At 32.1% G+C, this 24,144-nt stretch carries 26 protein-coding genes; 8 read left to right on the top strand and 18 right to left on the bottom strand.

What is annotated here, in order from left to right:
• The first annotated feature begins 329 nt into the window (after positions 1–329).
• Complete coding sequence (gene exsF, locus ACUL40_RS03935; RefSeq protein WP_001257871.1) at positions 330–833, top strand: exosporium protein ExsF; 504 nt, start codon at positions 330–332, stop codon at positions 831–833.
• A gap of 667 nt (positions 834–1,500) precedes the next feature.
• On the opposite strand, the gene ACUL40_RS03930 is transcribed toward exsF, so the two are convergent.
• The 5 genes from ACUL40_RS03930 to ACUL40_RS03910 all read right to left on the bottom strand — a co-directional run bounded on the left by ACUL40_RS03930 (position 1,501) and on the right by ACUL40_RS03910 (position 7,731).
• Positions 1,501–3,297: an ABC transporter ATP-binding protein gene (locus ACUL40_RS03930; protein WP_063220080.1), complete on the bottom strand. Its 1,797-nt coding sequence runs from the start codon at positions 3,295–3,297 to the stop codon at positions 1,501–1,503.
• The gene (locus ACUL40_RS03925) at positions 3,290–5,044 is read right to left on the bottom strand and encodes an ABC transporter ATP-binding protein (protein WP_000834774.1); all 1,755 of its coding nucleotides are present in this window, start codon (positions 5,042–5,044) and stop codon (positions 3,290–3,292) included. Before ACUL40_RS03925 ends, ACUL40_RS03930 begins: the two co-directional genes overlap by 8 nt.
• Positions 5,045–5,265: 221 nt before the next feature.
• Entirely contained in the window at positions 5,266–5,862 is a 597-nt protein-coding gene (locus tag ACUL40_RS03920; protein WP_445422950.1) for a DUF1349 domain-containing protein, read from the bottom strand.
• Between the two features lie 33 nt (positions 5,863–5,895).
• The gene (locus tag ACUL40_RS03915; protein WP_000528673.1) at positions 5,896–6,783 is read right to left on the bottom strand and encodes a GNAT family N-acetyltransferase; all 888 of its coding nucleotides are present in this window, start codon (positions 6,781–6,783) and stop codon (positions 5,896–5,898) included.
• Positions 6,784–7,041: 258 nt separating this feature from the next.
• On the bottom strand, positions 7,042–7,731 hold the full coding sequence (locus ACUL40_RS03910) for an MOSC domain-containing protein (protein ID WP_229175421.1): 690 nt from the start codon (positions 7,729–7,731) through the stop codon (positions 7,042–7,044).
• A 156-nt stretch (positions 7,732–7,887) separates the two neighbouring features.
• Here ACUL40_RS03910 and ACUL40_RS03905 point away from each other — a divergent pair, with 156 nt between their 5' ends.
• The gene (locus tag ACUL40_RS03905; RefSeq protein ID WP_445422951.1) at positions 7,888–8,790 is read left to right on the top strand and encodes a LysR family transcriptional regulator; all 903 of its coding nucleotides are present in this window, start codon (positions 7,888–7,890) and stop codon (positions 8,788–8,790) included.
• A 96-nt stretch (positions 8,791–8,886) separates the two neighbouring features.
• Here the strand turns inward: ACUL40_RS03905 and ACUL40_RS03900 are convergent, their stop codons facing one another.
• Together ACUL40_RS03900 and ACUL40_RS03895 are read right to left on the bottom strand one after the other, a co-directional pair.
• The gene (locus ACUL40_RS03900) at positions 8,887–9,054 is read right to left on the bottom strand and encodes a hypothetical protein (protein ID WP_011110086.1); all 168 of its coding nucleotides are present in this window, start codon (positions 9,052–9,054) and stop codon (positions 8,887–8,889) included.
• A 147-nt stretch (positions 9,055–9,201) separates the two neighbouring features.
• Complete coding sequence (locus ACUL40_RS03895) at positions 9,202–10,326, bottom strand: C45 family autoproteolytic acyltransferase/hydolase (RefSeq protein ID WP_000285230.1); 1,125 nt, start codon at positions 10,324–10,326, stop codon at positions 9,202–9,204.
• A 286-nt stretch (positions 10,327–10,612) separates the two neighbouring features.
• On the opposite strand from ACUL40_RS03895, the gene ACUL40_RS03890 reads away from it, so the two are divergent.
• Complete coding sequence (locus ACUL40_RS03890; protein WP_445422952.1) at positions 10,613–11,044, top strand: hypothetical protein; 432 nt, start codon at positions 10,613–10,615, stop codon at positions 11,042–11,044.
• A 78-nt stretch (positions 11,045–11,122) separates the two neighbouring features.
• Here the strand turns inward: ACUL40_RS03890 and ACUL40_RS03885 are convergent, their stop codons facing one another.
• Positions 11,123–12,166, bottom strand: a complete 1,044-nt coding sequence (locus ACUL40_RS03885) for an aspartate-semialdehyde dehydrogenase (RefSeq protein ID WP_000591709.1) — start codon at positions 12,164–12,166, stop codon at positions 11,123–11,125.
• Between the two features lie 129 nt (positions 12,167–12,295).
• Here ACUL40_RS03885 and ACUL40_RS03880 point away from each other — a divergent pair, with 129 nt between their 5' ends.
• Positions 12,296–13,162, top strand: coding sequence for a LysR family transcriptional regulator (locus ACUL40_RS03880; RefSeq protein WP_088054570.1), 867 nt, complete (start codon positions 12,296–12,298; stop codon positions 13,160–13,162).
• A gap of 70 nt (positions 13,163–13,232) precedes the next feature.
• Here the strand turns inward: ACUL40_RS03880 and ACUL40_RS03875 are convergent, their stop codons facing one another.
• The 3 genes from ACUL40_RS03875 to ACUL40_RS03865 form a co-directional block, all read right to left on the bottom strand.
• On the bottom strand, positions 13,233–13,838 hold the full coding sequence (locus tag ACUL40_RS03875) for a PRK06770 family protein (protein WP_000846982.1): 606 nt from the start codon (positions 13,836–13,838) through the stop codon (positions 13,233–13,235).
• 257 nt (positions 13,839–14,095) lie between these two features.
• Entirely contained in the window at positions 14,096–14,755 is a 660-nt protein-coding gene (locus tag ACUL40_RS03870; protein WP_119683340.1) for an AAA family ATPase, read from the bottom strand.
• On the bottom strand, positions 14,755–15,651 hold the full coding sequence (locus tag ACUL40_RS03865) for a CPBP family intramembrane glutamic endopeptidase (protein ID WP_445422953.1): 897 nt from the start codon (positions 15,649–15,651) through the stop codon (positions 14,755–14,757). The genes ACUL40_RS03870 and ACUL40_RS03865 overlap by 1 nt, the downstream gene beginning before the upstream one ends.
• A gap of 383 nt (positions 15,652–16,034) precedes the next feature.
• Here ACUL40_RS03865 and cspD point away from each other — a divergent pair, with 383 nt between their 5' ends.
• Positions 16,035–16,238 carry a cold-shock protein CspD gene (cspD, locus tag ACUL40_RS03860; RefSeq protein ID WP_000176366.1) on the top strand — a complete coding sequence of 68 codons (204 nt, stop codon included), beginning with the start codon at positions 16,035–16,037 and terminating at the stop codon, positions 16,236–16,238.
• Between the two features lie 86 nt (positions 16,239–16,324).
• Positions 16,325–16,510 carry a cold-shock protein gene (locus ACUL40_RS03855; protein WP_000286203.1) on the top strand — a complete coding sequence of 62 codons (186 nt, stop codon included), beginning with the start codon at positions 16,325–16,327 and terminating at the stop codon, positions 16,508–16,510.
• Positions 16,511–16,553: 43 nt separating this feature from the next.
• Here the strand turns inward: ACUL40_RS03855 and ACUL40_RS03850 are convergent, their stop codons facing one another.
• Entirely contained in the window at positions 16,554–17,105 is a 552-nt protein-coding gene (locus ACUL40_RS03850) for a GNAT family N-acetyltransferase (RefSeq protein WP_000885397.1), read from the bottom strand.
• Between the two features lie 308 nt (positions 17,106–17,413).
• On the opposite strand from ACUL40_RS03850, the gene ACUL40_RS03845 reads away from it, so the two are divergent.
• On the top strand, positions 17,414–17,962 hold the full coding sequence (locus ACUL40_RS03845; RefSeq protein WP_445422954.1) for a hypothetical protein: 549 nt from the start codon (positions 17,414–17,416) through the stop codon (positions 17,960–17,962).
• A gap of 55 nt (positions 17,963–18,017) precedes the next feature.
• Here ACUL40_RS03845 and ACUL40_RS03840 read toward each other — a convergent pair whose 3' ends face one another.
• The 4 genes from ACUL40_RS03840 to ACUL40_RS03825 all read right to left on the bottom strand — a co-directional run bounded on the left by ACUL40_RS03840 (position 18,018) and on the right by ACUL40_RS03825 (position 21,445).
• Positions 18,018–19,409, bottom strand: a complete 1,392-nt coding sequence (locus tag ACUL40_RS03840; protein WP_048538736.1) for a protoporphyrinogen oxidase — start codon at positions 19,407–19,409, stop codon at positions 18,018–18,020.
• Between the two features lie 177 nt (positions 19,410–19,586).
• Positions 19,587–19,736 (bottom strand): aspartyl-phosphate phosphatase Spo0E family protein, encoded by a 150-nt coding sequence (locus tag ACUL40_RS03835; RefSeq protein WP_000417698.1) that lies wholly within the window; start codon positions 19,734–19,736, stop codon positions 19,587–19,589.
• Between the two features lie 170 nt (positions 19,737–19,906).
• Positions 19,907–20,851: a hypothetical protein gene (locus ACUL40_RS03830; protein WP_000415694.1), complete on the bottom strand. Its 945-nt coding sequence runs from the start codon at positions 20,849–20,851 to the stop codon at positions 19,907–19,909.
• 33 nt (positions 20,852–20,884) lie between these two features.
• Positions 20,885–21,445: a helix-turn-helix domain-containing protein gene (locus tag ACUL40_RS03825; RefSeq protein ID WP_000581031.1), complete on the bottom strand. Its 561-nt coding sequence runs from the start codon at positions 21,443–21,445 to the stop codon at positions 20,885–20,887.
• A 170-nt stretch (positions 21,446–21,615) separates the two neighbouring features.
• On the opposite strand from ACUL40_RS03825, the gene ACUL40_RS03820 reads away from it, so the two are divergent.
• Positions 21,616–22,503 (top strand): DMT family transporter, encoded by an 888-nt coding sequence (locus tag ACUL40_RS03820; RefSeq protein ID WP_048656918.1) that lies wholly within the window; start codon positions 21,616–21,618, stop codon positions 22,501–22,503.
• 22 nt (positions 22,504–22,525) lie between these two features.
• Here ACUL40_RS03820 and ACUL40_RS03815 read toward each other — a convergent pair whose 3' ends face one another.
• The gene (locus tag ACUL40_RS03815) at positions 22,526–23,038 is read right to left on the bottom strand and encodes a GNAT family N-acetyltransferase (RefSeq protein ID WP_000512619.1); all 513 of its coding nucleotides are present in this window, start codon (positions 23,036–23,038) and stop codon (positions 22,526–22,528) included.
• 161 nt (positions 23,039–23,199) lie between these two features.
• Positions 23,200–24,144: a GNAT family N-acetyltransferase gene (locus ACUL40_RS03810; protein ID WP_002025754.1), complete on the bottom strand. Its 945-nt coding sequence runs from the start codon at positions 24,142–24,144 to the stop codon at positions 23,200–23,202.

Here is a 24,144-nt window from a genome sequence, read left to right as displayed (position 1 = left end):
CATCAATTTTAGTAGCAACTACATAATACAGTGCACATACTAGATAGAATGATAGAATTTTATACTCACTCTCAAAAAGAGCACTTATCTATAGCGATCTTTTATATAGCGCAATAATTTTTCGCCTATTTGCTCTTGGAGAACCGACTAAGCAGTTAGTTAAATTAGCTAACTGCTTTTTCCATATAGTATTTATTATTATTCATAGCTTTATCCGTAATAGTAATGCTTGTGCACTATCTACTATAAATTTTCATATATTGTATTATGCTTGTCCAAAATGTGAAGTTAATACTCACGAAATCTAAATACAAGAAAGGAGTGAAAATATGCGCTCATCCATTCGTAAATTCGCTAATTTTAATTGTGAAGCACAAGCACCTAGTTCACTACCTGCCCTAGGTTTTGCCTTCAATGCTACTTCACCTCAATTTGCAACATTATTTACACCACTACTATTACCTAGTACAGGCCCAAATCCTAACATTACTGTCCCTGTAATTAATGATACAATTAGTACTGGAACTGGTATTAAAATTCAGGTAGCTGGTATTTATCAAATTAGCTATACATTAACGATTAGCCTTGATAACGTCCCATTAGCCCCGGAAGCAGCTCGCTTTTTCTTGACATTAAATTCATCGACTAATATTATTGCAGGATCCGGATCCGCAGTCCGTTCTAATATTATCGGAACTGGTGAAGTCGATGTATCAAGTGGGGTCATTCTAATTAACTTAAACCCTGGTGATTTAATTCAAATTGTCCCCGTTGAAGTAATAGGTACAGTAGATATTCGTTCTGCAGCGTTAACAGTTGTGCAAATTCGTTAATAAAGTGAAACTTTAATCAGCCCTCACCAATGGGCTTTTATGGGCAGTCCAGCCCCCACCTAACTTCTTTGCTTCCGCTAAATTTTAAGGTGGGGGTCTTACTGTCCGGCAAATAGCAGGATAAAAACAAAAGACTTAGCTAATTAATATTTATTGTTCCTTATACACAATATCTTTTTATAGATTTGACACACATTTATATTAAACAAGCATATTTTATTGTATGACTATATAGTCATACAAATCTAAAGCGTTCATAAAAGCACACTTATATGTGTGCTTTATTTTTAATTAAAACCTACAACATCCTCACACAATATCCATATATTATCTTGATTCCTCTCTAAATGTATGGTTTGTCTCAGAGCGCTTTTAACAGCGCTCTTTTTATTTAAACTCCGATTTTTAAAGTTCGATTTTATGATTTACGTTATTATACACATGCTACGCTACTTTTGAAACAAGGTATACATCCAAAGACTCTAAGTGAACACTTCAGTTATAAAGATATGTTCATAACATTAAATCGCTATTCACATGTTTTGCCTGGAATGCAGGTGGATGCTGTTAAAATATGTAGTGAAAGACCATTTGGATAGTAATATTTGCAAATATAAAAAATGCGGTTTCTCCTCTCAAGAGAAACCGCAACATATCAATGCTTTTACTATATTTTAAACTGACTCGTATACAAATCAAAATAAAACCCTCTATCTTCCATGAGAGATTCATGATTCCCTCTTTCTAAAATATTTCCATCTTTTATAACAAGAATTTGATCTGCTTTTTCAATTGTTTTAAGTCGATGAGCGATCACAAAACTTGTGCGACCCCTCATTAAATTATTTAGTCCTGCTTGTATTTGTAATTCTGTTCTTGTATCAATATTTGATGTCGCTTCATCGAGAATTAATATATCTGCATCTGCTAAAATTGCTCGTGCAATCGCTAGAAGTTGTTTTTGTCCTTGACTTAAATTCGATCCTTCTGAAGTAATTTCTGTTTCATATTGATTTGGCAAATGCTTAATAAAAGAATGTGCAGATGCTGCCTTAGCTGCAGTGATAACTTCTTCATCAGTAGCATCTAAGCGTCCATAACGGATATTATCCATAATCGAACCAGCAAATAAATACGTATCCTGTAAAACTACTCCTATTTTACTTCGTAAAGAATTAATATCATAATCTTTTATATCTTTTCCATCAATATGAATTTGTCCTTGCTGTATATCGTAAAAGCGAGTTAACAAATTAATGATTGTTGTTTTCCCTGATCCAGTCGGACCAACTAAAGCAATTGTCTCTCCTGGCTGCGCTTTAAGACTCACTTCTTTTAAAATCGTTTTATTTTCTGCGTAGCCAAATGAAACATTCTCAAGTGCAACATGCCCTTGTAAATTTTGTACAACGAATGCGTCTTTTTTATTTTGAATTTCTGGTACCTCATCCATAATTTCAAAAACACGTTCTCCACCAGCAACTGCCGCTTGAATTGTATTCATTAAAGTCGCAAATTGACTTAGCGGTCTTGAGAATTGACGAGAATAATTAATAAAAGCCGCAATAACTCCTACTGTTGTCATTCCGTTTAAGACCATAACTGATCCAGTCCCAATGACAAGGCCCATACCTAAATTATTAATAAAGTTCATACTTGGAAAAATAAAAGCTGAAAATGTATCAGCCTTCGTAGCTGAAACTCTTAGCTGTTCATTAATTTTATTGAAATTTTGTACAGTTTCTTTTTCTTTTCCGTACAACGTTGTAACATCCGCACCTGTAATTGCTTCCTCAATAAATCCATTTAATTCACCTAAATCTTTTTGACGCTTCGCAAAGTTTTTACCACTATATGCAACTAGTTTTTTTGTAACGTAAAACATAATAGGTACTGTAATTAAAGTTACAATTGCTAAAATCCAATTTAAGGCGAACATTGCAATCGTTACACCTATAAAAGTTAATGCTGATGAAATAATTTGTACAACGCTTTGTGTCAAGGCTTGATTCAAATTATCTATATCATTTGTCACACGGCTCATTAAATCACCTTGAGAACGCACATCAAAGAACCGTAAAGAAAGCGTTTGGATTTTCTCAAAAATATCTTGTCGTATTTTTTGAATTGTTTTTAATGCAACGTTAATCATGACAAACGTTTGTAACCATGTTAAAAGTACAGTTACACCATAAATCGCGATAAGTAACATACACATTCTTGCTGTACCACTTAAATCTTTCGGTACAATATATTGATCTATAATGACTCCCATAAAATAGGGACCTAATAATCCAAGTAATGTAGTAACAACGACTAGAAATATAACAAACATAAGAGCAGCTTTTTGATAGCCCATATAGTTCCATACCCGCATTACAGTTCCTTGAGCATTTTTAGCTTTTCCCATCTTTGGGGTGTTTCGTCCACCTTTATTAGCAAATTGCCCTTGAAAATTACGCATGTTCTTCCCCACCTTCTTTATCTAAATTACCACCTTGGGAAAGATAAATTTCCTGATAAACCTCACTTTGTTCTAACAATTGTTCATGTGTACCATTGCCAACTAATTCACCATTATCTAATACAAGTATTTTATCCGCATCCATTATGGAAGAAATTTTAGACGCAATTAATAAAGTTGTTGTGCCTTTATATTTTGTTTTTAAAGCTATTTGAATAGTAGCCTCTGATTTTGCATCAACTGCTGATGTAGAATCATCTAATATGAGAATCGGTGGCTTTCTCACAAGTGCCCTTGCAATTGATACACGTTGTTTTTGTCCACCTGATAGATTTGTCGCGCCTTGTGTTAAATTATATTGATAAGATTCTTCGAGCTTATTGATAAACTCAGTCGCACAAGCTGATGCAGCTGCTACTTCCAGCTCGTCATGTGTTGCATCTTCTTTACCATAACGTAAATTTTCTTCTATACTGCCTGAGAACAACAACGCCTTCTGAGGTACAAACCCTATTGAAGCACGGAGTTTTTGCAAATCATATTTTTTAACATCTATTCCATCTATACATATTTCACCATGATCCACATCATATAGACGTGGTAACAGTTTCGCTAAGGTAGATTTACCACTTCCAGTTGATCCAATAATCCCTACTTTTTCACCTTTTTGTATGCTAAACGAAATATCTTTTAAAACGTATTCATTATTTTTCGTATAGCTATAACTAACATTTTTAAATTCGATATTTCCTTCAATTTTCTCAGGTTCGATCGCATTCGCTTCGCTTATAATATCAACCTCGGTATTTAACACTTGCTGTACACGATCCGCAGATGGAAAAGCTCGCGCAATTTGAATAAATACCATGCTAATCGACATAAGTGACATTAAAATGATATTCAAGTAATTAATAAATGCCAAAATCGCTCCTACTTGAAGCGTTCCATCGAATACTTTTTCTCCACCAATCCATAATGTTGCGACAATCCCGCCACTTACAACTAGCATAATGATTGGCATCATTAAAGAAATAAGTTGCACAGCTCGAATATTTATCTTCGTTAAATTTGTATTTACATTTCCAAATTGAGCGATTTCGTATTTTTGTCTTACATACGCTTTTATAACACGCACACCAGATAAATTTTCTTGTAGCTTTGTATTCACTTTGTCTAATGCCTCTTGCACCTTTTTAAATGTACCACTTGCTTTACTTGCAATTAAAATAATCGCAAGTAATAAAATCGGAACAACTACAAGTAATATTGGAAATAACTCTCGCGCTGTTACAAAAACAATAATTATACTTCCGATAAATAACAGTGGACCACGAACGAGAACACGTAATGTCATCGTCATTGCCGATTGAATGGAAGTGATATCATTTGTCACGATCGTTAATAATTTACCTGTTCCAAATGAGTCCCGATTATTACTAGAAAATGTTTCTATTTTCGCAAACACATCTTTTCGTATGTCTGTAGCGAAATTAACAGCTGCTTTTGTAGAATACATCATACACCCAAGCCCTCCAACTAAACCGAGTGCTGCTGCTCCTATCATAAGAAGCCCCATTTTTATTACATAATTTAAATCCCGATTTGCAATCCCAACATCAATGATATGTTGCATAATAGTCGGTTGAATTAAGTCCATCGCAACCTCAAGTACCATAAATAGCGGCCCAATAATAGCGAAGAACATGTATGGTTTTAAATACTGTAATAACTTACGAAATGATTTCATACATAATCTCCTTTTCCCATGAAATTACCACTGAATAATTCATATCCTTCCTTATTTAAGCTATATATTTTGTAATTTCTTTATTACTTCTATTATATTATGTAAATTAATATTTAACATTATTAAATGATAAGTATTAATGACTTTCTAGTCAATAAATGTGCTTTATATTATATAAATACAAAAACCGCATTCTTAATGAAAAGAATACGGTTTTTCATCTATATTTCTTCAATTTTAAAATGTAAAAACTCAGTCTCAAATCCCTTATTTTTAGAAGGACTACACGTGTAAAAACCTATTTTAACAGGCTCTTTCCCTATATCCTCCATTAAATGAGCGATTCTTATTTGTTCCCATTGATGACCCTTTTTCACATATATTGTATAATCACCGCTTTTTCGAATAATTCGAAAACGAAGTTGTTGCTTAGCTGCTTCAGTTGGATAATCTTGCGTTGACCAGTCAGAATATCCATTATTCGTTACGACAGCACCTAAGTGAGATGGCCCTTCAGGGATATATTCTAAAGATGTTTTTAGCCAACAGTTCTCCGAAATCATAACAAAAAGACCTGCTTGATCGAATTTTGAATTTGGATTCATACGTAACTGAACTTCAGCTTGAAAGTCTGTCATCATCTCATTATAAAATACATGACCATTCATTACTTCAAAACCATAATGTGTTTTAAGCCAAAAATCAGTTTCTGCTTTCGAACGGACAATAAACGCATGATTATCATTAATTTTATAGTATTCAGGTACATTCATTATAGTGAGTTGCTCAATATGTTCTGGTATATACGATATATTCATAGCTCCTCCATAATAAAGCATTTATATAGACATTTAAAACTCCGCTAATACTGGGAATTTATAACCTTTAAAATCTAACTCTTTATCACTTCGAACCATTAAATACTTGCTAGACTGTACTTCTGTAAACTGTACATCCTCAACCCCTAATTGATCCGGAGAAAAATAAAATTCGATTTCCGTAAACCTTTCATTGATTTCTCCACATAATTCATCTAAAACCGGAAGTACTGGCGCAAATACTCCAAATAATTTCAACTTTTCATTTTCTACTTCATAAACGATTAGAGCATCTAGTTTCTCTGAATAATACAATTTCTCATTCCATTCCGAATCATACATATTCAAATAAAATGAAGGATGGAAGTTTAAAGTTGAAAAACTATTTGAAAGTCTTTGGCTACTATCAATAGTTTCATGTATTAACTGTCTATTCTCTATATTATAGTAATCTAACTTTTTAAGTAGTGAATCGTTATTATTAATATTTTTATCATATGGTATAGTCATCAAATATTCCTGCACAACTTTAAATCCAAATGCTGTATATAGTTCAGGGTTTTCCGTAAACAATAATGCACATTCACATTTCTTATCGATTTCTTCTATCATTTTACCCATTAATTGTGTCATTAACCCTTGTCTACGAAAATTAGGGTGTGTCATTACTGATTGAATACCCGCTGCATTTATTTTTTCACCATTAATTAATAATGGGAGTGAAAATGCCGCAACATTTGCAATCACTTTATCTTCTTGTAAAAATGATAAAGCTTTATATGTATCATCCCAATATCCTTTATCCGAAAAATCATTCAATGTTTGAGTTGTAATTCCAAACACTTCTTCAAATAAAGGAAATAACTGCTCTCTTTTCGGTTCTTCTATTAGAAGACTTGCCAATTTTTCAACATTCCCCATGTTGTACCTCCAAATGTTAAATTCCATTAAATTAGATATACTTATATGACCTACTCTTAAAAATAGAGGTCTTACCAATCAATATACTATCACAAAACATAAAAAAAAAGTCTAATTAATTTTATGTTTTGACTATTTGAAAATAAGTCGAATAAAACGATATTAAGATTTCTGGATATTAATTAGTTTATTATACAAAAATAGCGCTTTCTAATTAGCTTTTACTAATAGAAATACACTATTTATAATAAAATATTTTTAGTCTTTTATTCCTTCAAGTCTTTCCTTCGTATTAATTTCTTCTCCACTTATACGCTTTTCAAAAGACTTTCTCCAACTACATGAAAGTGCATTTACTTCTAATATCCTTTTTACCCCTTCAATATTTTGTTTTTCCTTATGCATGATACGATTAGCAAACGCTACTGAAACACCTTTTGGATCAGACTGTAGTTTTTTTAAGGTATCGACTGATGATACCCATCCTTCTTTTAATACACGAAAATAAAATCCTGTATATCCTGTTTCTTGAAAATATAGTGGTAACTTTGGAATATTATATTTTTTTGCTAATTTAAAACAAGGTTGCCTTGGTTGTGTTACCTGTACGATTGCCTCTCCGAGCTCAAACGTATCACCAATACAAACATCCTCTTCGCGCATACCACTAACTGTTATATTTTCTCCGAAAGCCCCATATACAAGATCTTGATTCAATTCTTTTTCCCAGTATGGATAGTGATCACCAGTATAAACACAAACTGCTTTATCTACTCCTCCATGATGAACTAAGTCCGCCTGTCCATCTCCATTAAATTTTACAAAGGATAAATATACCGGTTCCCTTACTTGTTTCTTATTTATGCCTGTATGAATTACTTTTCCGCCGTATATAACCTCTTTTGGTAATCCTATATTTAAAGATAATAATTGATATTCATTAGCCATTCTATTTCCTCCTTTAAAGGTGTTACATGTATTTTCTCTCGATTAATTTTTACAACCCTCTCTGTTACATAAAGATGATTATAAAACCTCTAAAATCATTGTTCAATTCAATTATTTATATAATAATGATAGGTATAACCTATCATTATACTTGAGGTGATTCCAATCGAATTACGACAACTTGAATACTTTTTAGCTGTTTCAAAAGAATTACATTTCACAAAAGCAGCTGAAAAATTAAATATTTCACAGCCTTCACTAAGTCAACAAATACGTGCATTAGAGCATGAAGTAGGAATGCCACTTTTCGATCGAATTGGTAAAAAAATATCATTAACTGAAGCAGGGAAGATTTTATTATCACATAGTAAAACCATTTTTCATGAAGTCGAACAAGCTCGTTCAGCTATTCAAGACCTAAACGGATTACAGCAAGGTTCCTTAACAATAGGGGCTTTGTTAACCGTCGTAAATTATTTACTACCAACAGCTATTTTAAATTTTAATAATTTATATCCTAATATAGAGCTTTCTGTATTAGGGCTTCGTACAGGAGATATTCGTGAAAAATTATTACAAAACGAACTAGATATTGGAATTACATTTCTCCCGGTGCAAGATAAAGAGATTATCTCCATCCCTCTATACAAAAGCAATCTTACATTGGTCGTGCCCACTGGTCATCGATTAGCTGAATGTAATCATGTATCTATTGCTGAATTACAGAACTACCCTTTAATTCTTTTACCTAAAAATTTCTTTTTAACCGAACTAATTACATCTCATTGTCAAAAGTTAAACTTTACACCAAGGCCAATTTTAGAAATTAGTACGATGGAATCTTTAATCCAAATGGTTTCCAAAGGAATGGGAATTACAGTGTTACCCAAACCATATATAGACTTTTTACAAAATAAAAACATTCAAGCTATTAAAATAGAAAACCCTACTCCAATAATTGAAATAGGGCTAATTTATAGAAAAGATAAATATATGTGTGCTGCAACTCGAGAATTTATTGAGCAACTAAAAATCACAGTACGTTCTTTCCAAAACTAAACAAAAGAGATTATCCTATGAAACCGTTTCACAACAATTTAGTAGAATAATCTCTTTTCAAAACAAAGTAAACATTATATTTAACTCTTATAAACTTTAATGTACCTTTTTAGATATTGGAATATATTTAGTAAAATATGCACCAACTAGCAATAATACAATTGAAAATAACAAAGTAAAAGCACCGCCAAAATGAAACCAATATGCAAACATATTTAAGATTGCAAGTGAAAAGAAACAAATAGAAGTTACCGCACTTTTCAATCCTTTTATCCCAGACTTTTTTCTCTTTTAATAAGCAATATACATCGCAATGACAAGAAAAAAGATAAGAACAAATGGTAACGTAACTTTTAGTATTGATAATCCCTCCAGTATAAATGCACTCTTTACATCACCATCTTATCCCATTTATCTTTTAGGTATCAATTCATTCTTATCTTCCTTCCAAAAGTCAGTATAAGTTTTATTTTTAAAGTTCACGTTCACCTCAGAAAACGGCATACTTCCTCCAACTTTCAATGAATACCAGTCGTTTAAAAGTGGTGATCCGAAACAAATCTTCATTGTACGATCATGTAAATCGAATAATACAGAATGTAAAGTTCCAAACCATTCTTCATAGTTATGCACAGTAAGTCCAGCAGGATATTCTTCTTCTACTAACTTTTTTAAAGACTCTATGCTTACTTGTTCACATCTATTTAAATGCTCATGTAAAAGGTGATATCTCTTTGTTGATTGTTCTAATTTCCTATTATTTAATTTCTGAATTGATGAACTAACTGCATGGTTTGTTGATACAATAAAAGCTTGTTTTTCACCATCAATCGTTATTGTGGATTTATGACCGTCAAATATTTCAATATATGCTGCATTTAAAGGATCAGCTATTATTAAATTAATATTACTAGCAATTGGGATTTCTTCTATTAGTAACTTAGCTTCCTGCACATTTTTACATTTCTCCAACAACAATCGAATTACCGCAAAACATTGTAAACCACTCACCATTGGCTTTCTTAAACCTGCAATATTTCCTACTGGTTGACCACATGCTGAAAATGTAACAGCTAATCCATGCTCGTTTATCCCTTCCGTTCGGCCAAAATATTGAGTAGAAAAGCCACTATGTGCATACGCACCTTCAACATGAGTTGAACAAAAACGCATATCATCTATTACTGGTGACAAATCATAATTCCTTAATACATATGTGTGCTCTAAATCGGTCTTTTTAGGTAATACTGCACAATGACTACAACCTGCTTTCAATAGTGTTTGATAGTAATACATCATATTTTTTGAAGGAATTTTTAACACTTCACAAAACCCCTCAATTTCTTCATTTATGCCTGGACAATGTTTGTTTAGTATATTTCTCGATTCTGTCCAATGGTTATTAGATATTACATTTTCTTCGTGTATAAATTGCGGGATGAGATACGGATTTTGTTTCACGAATTCCCCTTGTTGCTTTCCAATCTCATAATAACTTCCTTTTAATGATGAAAAATACCCCTTTACTTGATACATCAAACTCCCCCTCACATTGGATATATCCATATCGTACCAAATGGATTTCATTCATCCTTGATGTTTTTTACTATCTTTCTTTAACACCATCCCATTTTAATATCTCCACTAATAATTATTTACTAGACAATTAAAGTTTTGTTAATATTGCTGTAATAGCTTTATTTCAAAATACAGTAGTTTGGATATCAAATGAGCAAAATACTTTGTTAAACCCACTTATAAGCAATCATCTAATTCATGAAATCAAAAAACTTATTTATCAAAATAAAAGGAGAATTTATGTATGAGTAGTTGCAAACCAATTGATAAATTAACTATTGAGGACCTAAAACAAAACCCCATTTGGGAATGGGCAATAGATGAAGAGGAAAACGAAGAACATGACGAAACATGGGTAAAACCAGCGGCAACTACTAATTTTACAGAAGAATTAAACGGTTCAATCGTACTAGGCGAATTATTCTTACATAATGGTGAAAAATCCCCTCTGATGTGTGAAATTGATATTGAAGGTGACGAGGCCGTAATTCGTTCTGTTGTTTATTATAAGGAAGCAAAAAATGAGTATATTGCTATAGAAGATATTGTGAAAACGGTCGAAATGCCGTTATCGATTATTATTAATCTTACAATTCATGCAGAATCCAAAACCTTACGCTTCACTGCACATAAAGTAGATATTTATAAAAATTCAATAACGACTAATTTTAATTAAAGTCGGCCGAAATAAAGAAATCAATTATGAAATACAAACTGGGGAATCATTAACGATTCCCCAGTTTTTTAAACTATATTAAAGTATCCCCTTTTCCACTAAAGTCTCTGCGATTTGAACTGAATTCCAAGCCGCACCTTTTAATAGGTTATCGGAAACAATCCAGAGGTGGAATCCGTTTGGCGTATCAGGATCTTTACGTATTCTTCCGACAAATGTATCTATTTTCCCTTCTGCATATAATGGCATTGGATACAACTGTTCACTAGGGTTATCCTGCAAAATAACACCTGGTGCATCCATTAGTATTCCCTTGATTTCCGCAACGCTTGCTTCTTTTTCCAGTTCTATATAAACCGATTCTGAATGCCCCGATACAACTGGAACACGTACACAAGTAGCTGCCATTTTCAAGTTTTCATCTTCTAATATTTTCTTCGTTTCTTGAATCATTTTGACTTCTTCAAAAGTAAAATCATTGTCTGTAAATATATCTACTTGAGGCAGTACATTAAATGCTATTGGATAATGTTTTTTATCTTTTTTCACCGGTAATATATCACTCTTCACTTCTTCACCTGCAAGTATAGACTTAGCCTGCTCTCGTAATTCATGAATCGCATGAATGCCAGAACCCGATACAGCTTGATATGTTGAAACGATAATTCTTTCTAAACCGAATGATTTTCGAATCGGCTGAAGTGCTGTTACCATCTGTAGTGCTGAACAATTTGGAACTGCAATGATACCTTTATGCTGTTTTAAAGTGTGCGCATTCACTTCCGGAACAACGAGCGGTACACCTTGTGCCATTCGGTACTCACTTGTGTTATCAATTACAATCGCACCACTAGAAACTGCATGAGTTACAAATTGTCTAGATACTTCTCCCCCAGCGCTAAAAAAGGCAATATCTACACCTTCAAAGCTAGTTGTTTTTGCCTCTTGTATAATTATCTCTCGTCCTTTGAATCTTACTTTCTTACCAGCGGATCGTTTTGACGAAAGCAATGTAACTTCAACTATATTAAACTTCATTTCATTCTCTAACAGTTCAATAATTTTTTGCCCTACCGCACCTGTAGCCCCAACAACAGCTACATGATAGCCCTTTTTGATCATCTTTTCTCCTCCAATATCACCTGAATGAATATTTCTACAATTTCATTTTATACAGAATTTAATCATTTGGAAAATTAAAATACATGATATAATCATTCACAAATCATGATAATAAAAGAGGGATCGCTTATGGAAATGAGACATGTTAAAACATTTTGCGCCATTGTGAAGTATGGTAGTTTTTCTAAAGCTGCGCACGCGCTAGGTTATGCGCAATCTACTGTTACAGCACATATGAAAGCTTTAGAGAACGATTTACATATCCCTCTTTTCGATCGGTTAGGGAAAAAAGTGCTACTTACAAAAGCCGGTCATCAATTTCATCCTTATGCATTAGAATTACTTTCAATATATGAAAAAGCGCAAGAAATCCCCCAAAATACAGATTATTTAGAAGGTACATTAAGTATTACATCTAATGAATCATTAGCGGTATACCGATTACCACAATTATTACGTACTTACAAACAGAAAAATCCGAAAGTAAATATCGTACTTGAAACGAACACAAATGAACAAGCATTACAAAAATTACGTGAAGGAGAAACAGACGTTGTCTTCATAATTGGAGAAAGTATAGAACATAATGATTTTATTACGCGTACTTTTAGTAATGAAACATTTGGATGGATTTTACCAGCTTATTCCGCTGCACATACAAATCCATTCCAGTTATTACAGGAAACCCAGTTCATTTTTACAGAACAAAGCTGCGGCTATAGGACAATGGTAGATCGTTTTTTACGTCAAAGCGGAAATATTCCAGCTAAAACATTTGAAACTTCCAATGTTGAAGTCATTAAACAATCCGTCATGTGTGAGTTAGGCATTTCAATTCTTCCTTATATCGTTGTACAGGAAAGTTGTCAAAAAGAACAACTATGTTTTCAGCCTATCGAAACTCCAACAGTTATTCAAAGTCATGTAATCTATCATAAATCCAGATGGATTTCCCCGGTGTTACAGTCGTTTCTTTCCTTACTTGAACGAGATTAAGATATTAAGAAGTACATTTAAAAAGAGTAATTGCCTAATAAGCAATTACTCTCTTACATTAATTAGTATATTATTTATTAGTCTGTCCGCCACCTGCAATTAATTTACTACCTGAATATGTACCTTTGTTCATAAACACTTGATTAATTAATTCTTTTTGCTCAGCTTCCGACATTACTCCTTTTCCTTCTCCTAAATTCCCACTTTGTAATTTCCAAATCTTATTGTGATCCCCATCAACCTTTTCATATTTTCCTTGTTTCCATCGTTCTAAAATTTCTACATATGTACTTCCCTGCACAAGATCATTACTCTTTACAATATCAATTAAGCTTTCAATCCGCTCTTGTGTAATAAAAATATAGCCCCACTTTTGATCAGCTTTCGCTTTTTGATGTGCCATTTCATGTAATGCTGTCTGTATGTTCTCATCTGTCCATTTAAAATTTTTATTAAAACCACTATTTGGCAATGAATAATTGCCATTTTCTAAAAGCTTTGCATCTTCTGCTTTTACGTTACTATCAGCTAATACTTCTACTGCTGGAGCAGCTGGTGATGCCTTTTTCGCAGCTGGTTTACTATTATTTAAATAATGCAGCATACCATATGTTAAACCTACTCCGATTACCGCCATACCAGCTATAACACCTATTATTTTCAAAAATGTTTTCATCTCGCTTGTTTCCTCCCAAATATCTCTGTTCTGACTACCTAATTATTTCTTATATAAAAACTGTTACTTCATTCAAAATATCGCATCGCATCCCCTATCATATTATTTATATATACTTCCTCATATTGTATTTCTTTTTCTTTAAAATTGAAAGATTATTCTGTTAAATAATGAAAATATTCTACAAATTTTTCCTTTATATTTATAAAGAAACAAAAAAACAACGAGCGCGTTCTACAACACTCGTTGTTTTTACTTTATGCACGATTTTCTTTTAACCACTTCGTAATAGCATCTAACCTCGAAACATCAAAGCGTCTTTCTTCACACACATTCAAATTTTTTGAGTTTCTCACTATTTCTAATTCATTATTTCTTACACTTTTCGCCTCAATTAATTTACAATACCCATCTGTAACAGTATTTAAATTTTCATAATAACGCTGAAACGATTTTGATATATGTAAATGTTTTTCAAAGTTTCTTCTTCTTTTCGTCTCATCAGATACTTTCCGCTTTCTAAGTTCTTCATCGTTCGTATATAAATAAAAATATTGATCCGGAAAACCAATTTCCCTATTTATCATCTTTTCTTTATAAAAATTTTCTATTAAAGATAATGGCTGATTAAATATATCAAAATGAAAGCACCAATTATAACTAAGTGGTTGATATATATCCCCATCGAGTATTACTAATTCATATTGCTCTGACTTCTGAACAGCTATATTCCAGCGCTCAACTTGTTTTTCAAAATACCATGTTCTATGTTCATTTTTTGGCCTTTCAAATAAAGAATTCACTTCAGGTATTATATAAGCACCATAATTCTTTTCTAATTCACGGCACGTGGTACTTTTACCAACAGCGCTTGCTCCCTCAAATGCTATTATCCCCATAGTTTCCCCCTCTTTCATTAACTAAAATTTCGTTGTTTCGCTTTTCTTCCCCATAACTTTCTCCATAAAACAATTGAAGTGATAGTGAGCATGATTGTTGTAATGATACTACCTTCAATTCCGAACGAGCCTCCATGAAGGAATTCCGATCCAGTTGTTACAGGTTTAAAAAGTGGTGTAGAATACATTGTCATTCCACTAACCGCAAAACCAAATACGTTATATTGTGCCCAATTCCAAATGGAATGCCATGCGCATATCCCCCAAAGACTACTATCTTTCAAAACGTAAAAAGCTGCAAACACACCAACTAATATTATATTCGATATTGAAAGAATTGTAATACCTGGATTTAGTAAATGAAGAAAACCAAATAAAAATGAAGTTACAACAATACCGATCCATATACGGCTTCTAACAGAAAGAACTGGAAATAACCAACCCCGAACAACAATTTCTTCTGTTGCACCTTGTATTAAAAAAGCAACTAAAGATCCCACAATTCCAAGTATAGCGGTTGGTGTAATGTGTTGCATTTGTAGTTGTACATTTCCAGTTAATAAAAGTAGCATGACTGGTATTGAAATGAAAACAAATCCTATTAATGTACCTCTCAAATATTTTCTTATCCATTGATTTCTCCAAAAACCAATGGATGAAAATGATCTTTTCTCTACAAATCTAATCCATAAAAACACAAAAAATATTGCGCCGCCAAACATTAATATCATCTCAATGTCGCTATAAATCGCCTTCATAAAAGTTGTTTCTGCTTTCGGTAAAATCAGCATAAACAACATAAATAATTCACCTAAAGTTAAAAATATAATCGCGAGTATGACAGCAAAAACAGGATGAACTTTTCTTCTTCCTTCTTTTGCTGCTTCAATTATTTTAAATTGTTTATTTTGCAATATTTTATCCTCCTAATTATGGTACTCATCAGCAATATTAAAATAATATTTAGCCTTTTATTTAAACTTATTTTTTCATATAAATGATTTTTGTTTGGAATAAATCCAAATTAGGAATAATATATAAATAAAAGAGGTGCCTTTGTGCCTTTACTATTATCACCCAGATTACTCAGTGGTATTACCAGCACTTGCTATTTCCAACCATTTGTTGTAAGATAGTAATTAAGGTCAATTTAACACTATATTTTCTTTGCATATTATCAAGTATCAATCAGGGACATTTTGTACTCCTTATGGGTTTTTGATAATATGTGAACTTTTATTTTCATTCAAATAAGGCCGATCATATTGTAATTTTTCTACTTTTAGGAGGCATTACCATGACATTAACAGGTAAAGTAAAATGGTTTAACAGCGAAAAAGGTTTCGGTTTCATCGAAGTTGCAGACGGTAACGATGTATTCGTTCACTTCTCAGCTATCACTGGCGACGGCTTCAAGTCTCTTGACGAAGGTCAAGAAGTTAGTTTCGAAGTTGAAGAAGGTAACCGCGGACCTCAAGCTAAAAACGTTGTAAAGCTATAATTCAAACAATAAAAAGGTTGTTACCAGCAAGGTTAACAACCTTTTTAATATATAACTAAAATTTTTTACATAAAAGGAGTGGTTACATGTATCGCAATCGAAAGAACGATGTAGCAGAAGTACCACCAGAACAAACCCCTGTTTGGGAATGTGAATCAGAGGATTGTTTAGGATGGATGAGAAAGAACTTTTCATTTGAAGAAGAGCCTAAATGCCCTTTATGTAAAAGTAGCATGAAAAGCGGAGAACGTTTATTACCTAAATTAGGTTAATTTATAATAAAAAAAACCTCTTTTAATTAAGAGGTTTTTTTTATTATAAATTTATGTTCTCAATATCAGTTCGTACTATAGAATACAATAATGCATCGTGTTGCTTATTTCCTTGATGAATATATCCACGCAATAGACCTTCCTTTTGGAAGCCAATTTTAGATAACATTCTACAAGAAGTATCATTTTCAGGATATGTAATAGCTCCAATTCTAAACAAACCTAAATCTTTAAATCCATAATCAATAATTTCTCGAGCTGCTTCCGAAGCGTAACCATTTCCCCAATAACGAGGATGCAGATCATATCCAATCTCAGATCGTTTACTCCATAATTGTAAATTGTTTAGTCCAATTGTTCCTATTAAAACGTTCGTTTCTTTTAACACAATTCCCCATCGTATTGCCTTTTTCTCAAAGTAATTTTTTGAAAAAGATTCGATCATACGTGAAGCTTGTCCAAACTCCGTAAAAGAATTCATACCGTAATAACACGTCACTTCATCCAATGAAAAGATTTCATATATTTTTTGACAATAAGATTGTTCTATTTCAACTAAACGTAAGCGTTCTGTTTCTAATATAGGAAATGCCATAGGATCACTCCTTTCTCTCTACTCATTCATTATATCAGAAAAAATATGTATAATTAGTAAAGTCCTTATTGTTCCATAAGTCAAACATTTCTAATGGCGCATTCCCTCTTTATTCTATATACACGAATTGGATACCTTCTGATTGCGACTCAAACATGACGCTATAATTTTCATAAATCAAATTTTAAATTATCAAGAACTGTAAAGAATTTGTTCCTTCATTTTTTCCTTCTAAACAACCACCCTAACCCATACATTTATGGTAAAATATAGTTAATCCATTTTACGCTATGGAGGTGTAAAAATCTATGTATATATTCATCGGCTTATCCCTCTTACTCATATTACTTATTTTTTTATTCGCAAAAAAATTCACACCAAACTCATTCATGATGACTAGCTTTAAAGGCAATAGCTTTAAGGCATTTTCAATCGGTATTTTAATCGCTGCCATACTCTCACTTTCATATGGAACTTATCATGCAGTAACATATCAACCTAGTTATTTAGATATTAAATTAAAAAATCAAAACTATACTGTTTTCGGTAATGTAGGCGAATTCGGTTATTTCTCCGAAAAATTATTAAAAAAAGATACAGAAGTACAACTATATTTCGTCTCTTGGGAAACAATAAAGTTAAAAAATCCGGTAATACTTATAGAATATCCTTCAGGAAAACAAGAAACATGGAAGCCAAATATCGTATCAATACCGGTAAATAAATTACAAGAAAAACTTGATATAAAAGATATTTATCAACTATCACCGTATTCATTTAAAGAGTCTGGAGAAATAATATTAACAATAAAAGAAAACAATGTAAAAAACAATACAATTTCCATTCAAATAAAATAAATAAAAACTGTTCCTCCATTTTGCTGAAGGGACAGTTTTTATTTATTCTACAGTATTATTTATTTAATGTATCCATTATTTCATTGGCTATATTCTTTCCATTTCCAATACACGCACCAATTCCAACACCATAATATGAGGCACCAGCTAAATATACATTTGGATAAAGATTCGTCATTTTTTCTTGTAATGCTTGAACCGCTTGATTATGTTCTAAATGATATTTCGGCATTAAATCTTTCCAATTTGTAACTTCAACTACTTCTGGTTCACCTTTAATTCCGAGACTCTTTTCAATATCATATAAAGCGACTCGTACTAATTCTTCTTCACTGTAATTCTTGATTGTTTCATATACCGGATTGGTACTCTTATAAAACATTCTAACTAATAATTTTTGTTTACCCGATGTATGTTTCCACTTTCGACTTGTCCATGTACAAGCATCACAATGTAAATCACTGTTTTCCGTTACAATAAACCCCGTACCATCAGCTGGTAGTTGTTCATCTAGTATGTCAAATCCTAAATAAATACTTATAAGAGATGAGTTTTTAAATGTATTAAACTGCTCATTTAACTCATTAGACTGTAATAAAGTTTGTGCAATATCATGTGGAGCTGCTAAAACAACATAATCAGCTTGTATTGTTTCATGATTTGCAAAAGAAATCTCATATCGATCTTCTTGTTTACTTACAGCCGTCGTTATAGCACCTTTTTTTACGACAGTTTCAGTCAGCACTTCTTCTAAGCGATTAATTATCGTAGATAGTCCACCTTTAAATGATACGAATTTTTTATTTCCTGCTGATTGAAATTGTTTTTTATTCTCTTCAAAGCCTTTAATAATACTTCCATACTTATTTTTATAATCCAGTAAATACGGTAATGTAGATGCCATTGTAAGCTCATTCAATTTACCAGAATATACACCTGAAAGCACAGGAGCAATTTGTCTTTCCACTAACTCTTTCCCTAAAAAGCTTTCTAAAAATAAAGCAAGTGATGTATCTTTCGTAAACTCTTTATTTTTCGTTATGAAATCTTTTAAAGCTACGATTTTCCCCTTCGTTGAGACTAGCGTACTGCTAAACAACGACTGGGCGCTCATCGGTATCCCAAATATAGTATCAGAAGGAATCGGATGTAACATGTTTTCAGAATATATGTAAGAAATACCCGTTTCATTATATACCATTTCATTTTCTAAATTTAAATCTTTTACAAGTGGCATAACGTGTTCATTACGAGCAACGATTGAATCCGCTCCTGACTCCATAATGAAATCCTTTTCTTCCACACTATGGATTTTACCACCTAAATACTCTTCTTTCTCAATAAGAATTAAATTTAAATCGATATTATAATCCTTTTTTAATTTTTCTAAATAAAACATAGTAGAAAGTCCCGTTATACCTCCACCGATAACAACAACTGTTTTCATATGTGCTGCGCTCCTAACCGATACAATTAATAATTCCTTTTTATTATAACCAAAAGTCCTTATATTCGACTAGCAAGTTGCGCATTCTGTAAGAAATTAGACAATATATTTTAATATATTTTCAAATTACCTAATAAAAAAGAACTATAACATTTACAAACCCCGTCATAGTTCTCTTTATTTTAAAAACATAAAGTAATTGATTAATTTGTCTAGTTCTTGACTCAATGCCAATACTTTTTCATGTTGAATTCCATAATCCGATACTAAATATAAAAGTTCTTCTTTTTTTATTTCAATTACTTTTTCCAATTTCGCTAGTTCCATGTCGTTTTACATCTCTCCAAAAATAAAATGTATGTATTTCAGTATAGCCTACTTACATAATTAGTAAAAGTAAAATACGCATGTAAAATCTTACATATTTGAAAAAATAATATACTACTAACAAAAAAAGAAACTAGATTAAACATCCTTTTACAGATCATTAACGTTCATTAAGAATGAATAACATAACGGAATTTTTCTAATGTGATATCTTTATAATTTGGAGCTCTCTGTATATGATTAAAATAACTATATGAGAATTTAAATACATGACCAAAATCCCAATCGAATTCACTATAGTCTTTTATCCAAAATATATTTTCAGTTGGTAAAATATTTGCACGTTTAGATTGAATTAAAGGTAATCGATCTATAGGTGAGTGTAAAGTTATTTCCGTATTCAGCTTGAGCTTTTGGCTAGCTCTTAGTACGTATACTAGTTTTAACAGCGGACGTATCCCTCGTTGAAATATATCTATATGTCCTAAATCGTACATTATATTAATTGCGTGGGAGTATGTAAGCAAATGCCCAATTAAATCATGATGTGATTCCGCTCGATAAATACTATTAAATTTCGATAACTCATTTAAAATGAACTGAGATACTTGTGTTGGATTACTCAATTCACTTTGTATCTCCTCTTCAAAACTTAATTGTTTTACTTCTTTCGTCGTATAACCAATCCACGATCTACCTGGAATTGTTTTTCGAAATGATAAAATAAGAGTAGTAATCCCTTCAATTGCTTGATTATCACCCCATTTTTGTAGCTCTTTCATAGCTAATAAACTTAATGACGCATAAATGACGTTATGCCCCACCCAATGAAGCTCATCAATCGTTTGTTCTAAAGATTTTATAATCATATTTTCCGCAATTTTAAAATCTATTTCTTTTTTATCATCAATCATCTCACCAATTTTTTTCTTGTTCAGCATCATCCTTGTTTGCGAATACATATTACGAGCTGTTTCTTCATCAATATTATTATCTTTCATAAAAAAATAACTAGCAATTGCAGCTGCTCCAAAATGTGCATGCCAAATATCATTTGTTTCTTTTTTACATTGAGAAATAATTGAAAGACCGCCTTTCAAAATACTTTTTTCCATTTTCTTTCTCCCCTATTAAAAATCACTATATTTTCATCCTAAAGATGGTGTCAGTACAAATAAAATGTGATTCGATTCATCACTTTTATTCAAAAATCGATGCTTCACATTCGGTGGAATACGTACAACATCGCCTTCTTCTAAAAAATATTCTTTTCCCTCCAATTCCACATACACTTCCCCTTTCATAATAACAGCAATCTCTTCCTTATCTTCATGGGAATAATGGCTTTCTGTTGTGTTTGCTCGTTTATTTAAATCCATCATTAACATTTCAATACGTGCTTTCATAAAATCAGGTGTTAATACATCATAGACAATGTGATCATTGTTTTCCCGATATACTTTTTTTCGATCTTTTTTCTTAGAAATGAGCGAATCTGTATCGATATCGTTAATAAAAAGTGTAAACAGCGGTACATTTAATGCTTTTGCAATTAACTCCAAAACATTTAAAGAAGGATTAGCATGTCCTCTTTCAATTTGGCTAATTAGTGATGTACTAATTCCTGCATAATCAGCGAATTCACGAATTGTCATATTATTTTTCTTACGATAACTTAATACTGTTTGTCCAAGCCTATCATGTATCATAGTAAAACTTCCTTTCATCCATCATAATGCATATTTCATTGTCTTTGTGCTGACATACTAAACAAAGGCAAATAATCCTTTCCTATTATCTCCGGGACTTATATACTTACCTTTGTACATTATATCGTATTAAGTTCATTATAATAAACATTCTATCGGAGGGACAAACTTTGAAATCACCTATTCTTTCATATTGCATCTTATTTTTTGGTGTATTCGCCTTATCAACTTCAGCTATTTTTGTAAAATTGGCAGATGCTCCTGCGACAATCATTGCTTTTTACCGATTATTCTTTGCCACACTGATCCTGTTACCGTTATTACTATTTAATAAAAATAGTCGAAATGAGCTAAAAACTTTAACGAAAAAACAATGGGCACTTGGATTCATATCTGGGCTATTTTTAGCTGCACATTATGTACTATGGTTTGAATCATTACAATATACTTCTGTAGCAAGCTCTACAGTTATCGTAACGTTACAACCTTTGTTCTCAATGATTGGTGGTTATTTTTTATTTAAGGAGAGATTTACGAAAGGAGCAGTTATTGGTTGCCTCATCGCTATTTCAGGTAGTATCATCATTGGCTGGCAAGATTTCCAAATTAGTGGAGAAGCTTTATATGGAGATATTTTAGCACTTATCGCTGCCGGTATCATTACTGCTTATTTTTTCATTAGCCAACACGTTCGTAAAGATTTGTCACTTATACCATATTCGGTAATTAGTTATGGAAGTAGTGCTGGCTTTCTTGGCATATTTGCTTTCACGCAACAAGAATCTTTCATCCATTACTCTACACAAACTTGGTTGTGCTTTATTGGATTAGCTTTCATTGCTACAATTTTAGGACAAACCATTTTTAATTGGTTATTAAAATGGATAAGTGCTACTGTAATTTCAATGAGTATTTTAGGTGAAACAATTGGCACTTGTATACTAGCGTACTTTATATTACATGAGACCATTTCTTTACAACAAGGACTAGGAATTACCGTTATTTTTATTGGTTTAGTATTATTTTTATTGCAGCCAAGTTCTAATAAAAAAGCATGACAGTATACTGTCATGCTTTTAACTATTCATTATGTACAATTAAACCATTCGGTCTAAAACGACTCATCATAATTTCATTAATAAACTTTCCATGAGCTTTCAAATTCCCTATCTTTACTCCCTCTTCTACAAATCCAAATTTTTCATATAAAGCTTTTGCTTTTGGATTCGTTTCTAACACACCTAGTTCTACTCTCTCTAACATTAACCAATTATCAGCCAAATCAAGCATCTTCGTAAGAAGTGCTCTCCCAATTCCTTTATTATGATATTCACTGTCTACCCCAATGAATAAATCGCCTGAATGAGATCTTCGGCCCGGACTTTGTGTTAAACCTACAAACCCAACAACTTCTCCATCATATTCTGCAACAAATTCAAATTGATTTGGTGCTAAATTTCGAATTCTATTTTCCATAGCCTCTACACGCATGCTAGGTAAGAAAACCATATACGGTAAAACATCATCCTGTATACATATACGATGAATTGCTCTAGCATCTTGTATTTCTACTGCTCTAACGTTGATTCCCATCTTTCTCTCCTCCATATAAATAACAATATATTTGTGTGTATTCTAGAAACGTTCACGAATGACCTTCTCGCCCGGATTTCTTTATGTCATTTTTACATAATTATTTCGATATAATACTTAATTTCCAAAAAGATTATAAAGACTATATGATATCGATTTGGTTAACTTTTCACCTTGTTATATAAATCAAGCAAATTTTCAATCAAAATACCATTTAGTTTCATGCCGACTATATCACAATTTTCTATTTCAATATTTTTCAGATTACTATTACTTATAGTGCTACATTCCAAATCACATTTATCGAATACAATAGGTTCCTTCTCATCTCCGAGACTTGTATTTTTAAATTGCACTCCACCTAAAGTCACCAAATTAAATTTACTGCCAGAAAGATTTAAATCTGCATATGATGACCTTCTAAAATTTATATTTCTAAACTTGGATTGACTTACATTACAATTACTCATATTCATATTCATTATATTGCTACCAACAAATGAACTGTTTTTTAAATTCACTTGATAATACTCTGTATTTGCTAAATTACAGTTTTCGTATTGACTATTTTTCATATCTTTATTTGTAACTACACTCGCTTTGTTTGAGCTTGTTTTTATTCTTTTCACGTAACAATACTCATCTTCCGATTCAAAAATCATTTGGTAACCCATCTTTTTATAAAAGTGATGATTGTTAATTTGTCTACTAGATGTTTCGAGATCCCAAATCTTTATGTTCGGATATTCCTTTTCTATTAATTTCATAACATGTGATCCAATTCCTTTTCCTTGATAAACAGGATCTACAAAAATACGATCAATTCGACCGTACGACTTACCAGAAATCGTAACTATTATCCCTCCGATTATTTCTTTATCCATTACAACTTTGAAAGAATCCAATTCTTCAATGGAATATTCCATCATTTCAACTGAAGAATATCCTGGCGGTTGAATGTTATAATCAATGACATCATCTTGGCCGTATAGCCATTGTTTTGCTTCTGCATCAAATGTTCTTTTCATTATTTCTGTTAATTTCTCAGCATCTAAAATTGTAGCTTTTTCTATAGATATTTTCGTCATTTTCGTTTTCCCCTTCAT

Source organism: Bacillus sp. KNSH39 (assembly GCF_052656585.1).
This window is presented reverse-complemented; position numbering and strand designations above follow the sequence as displayed.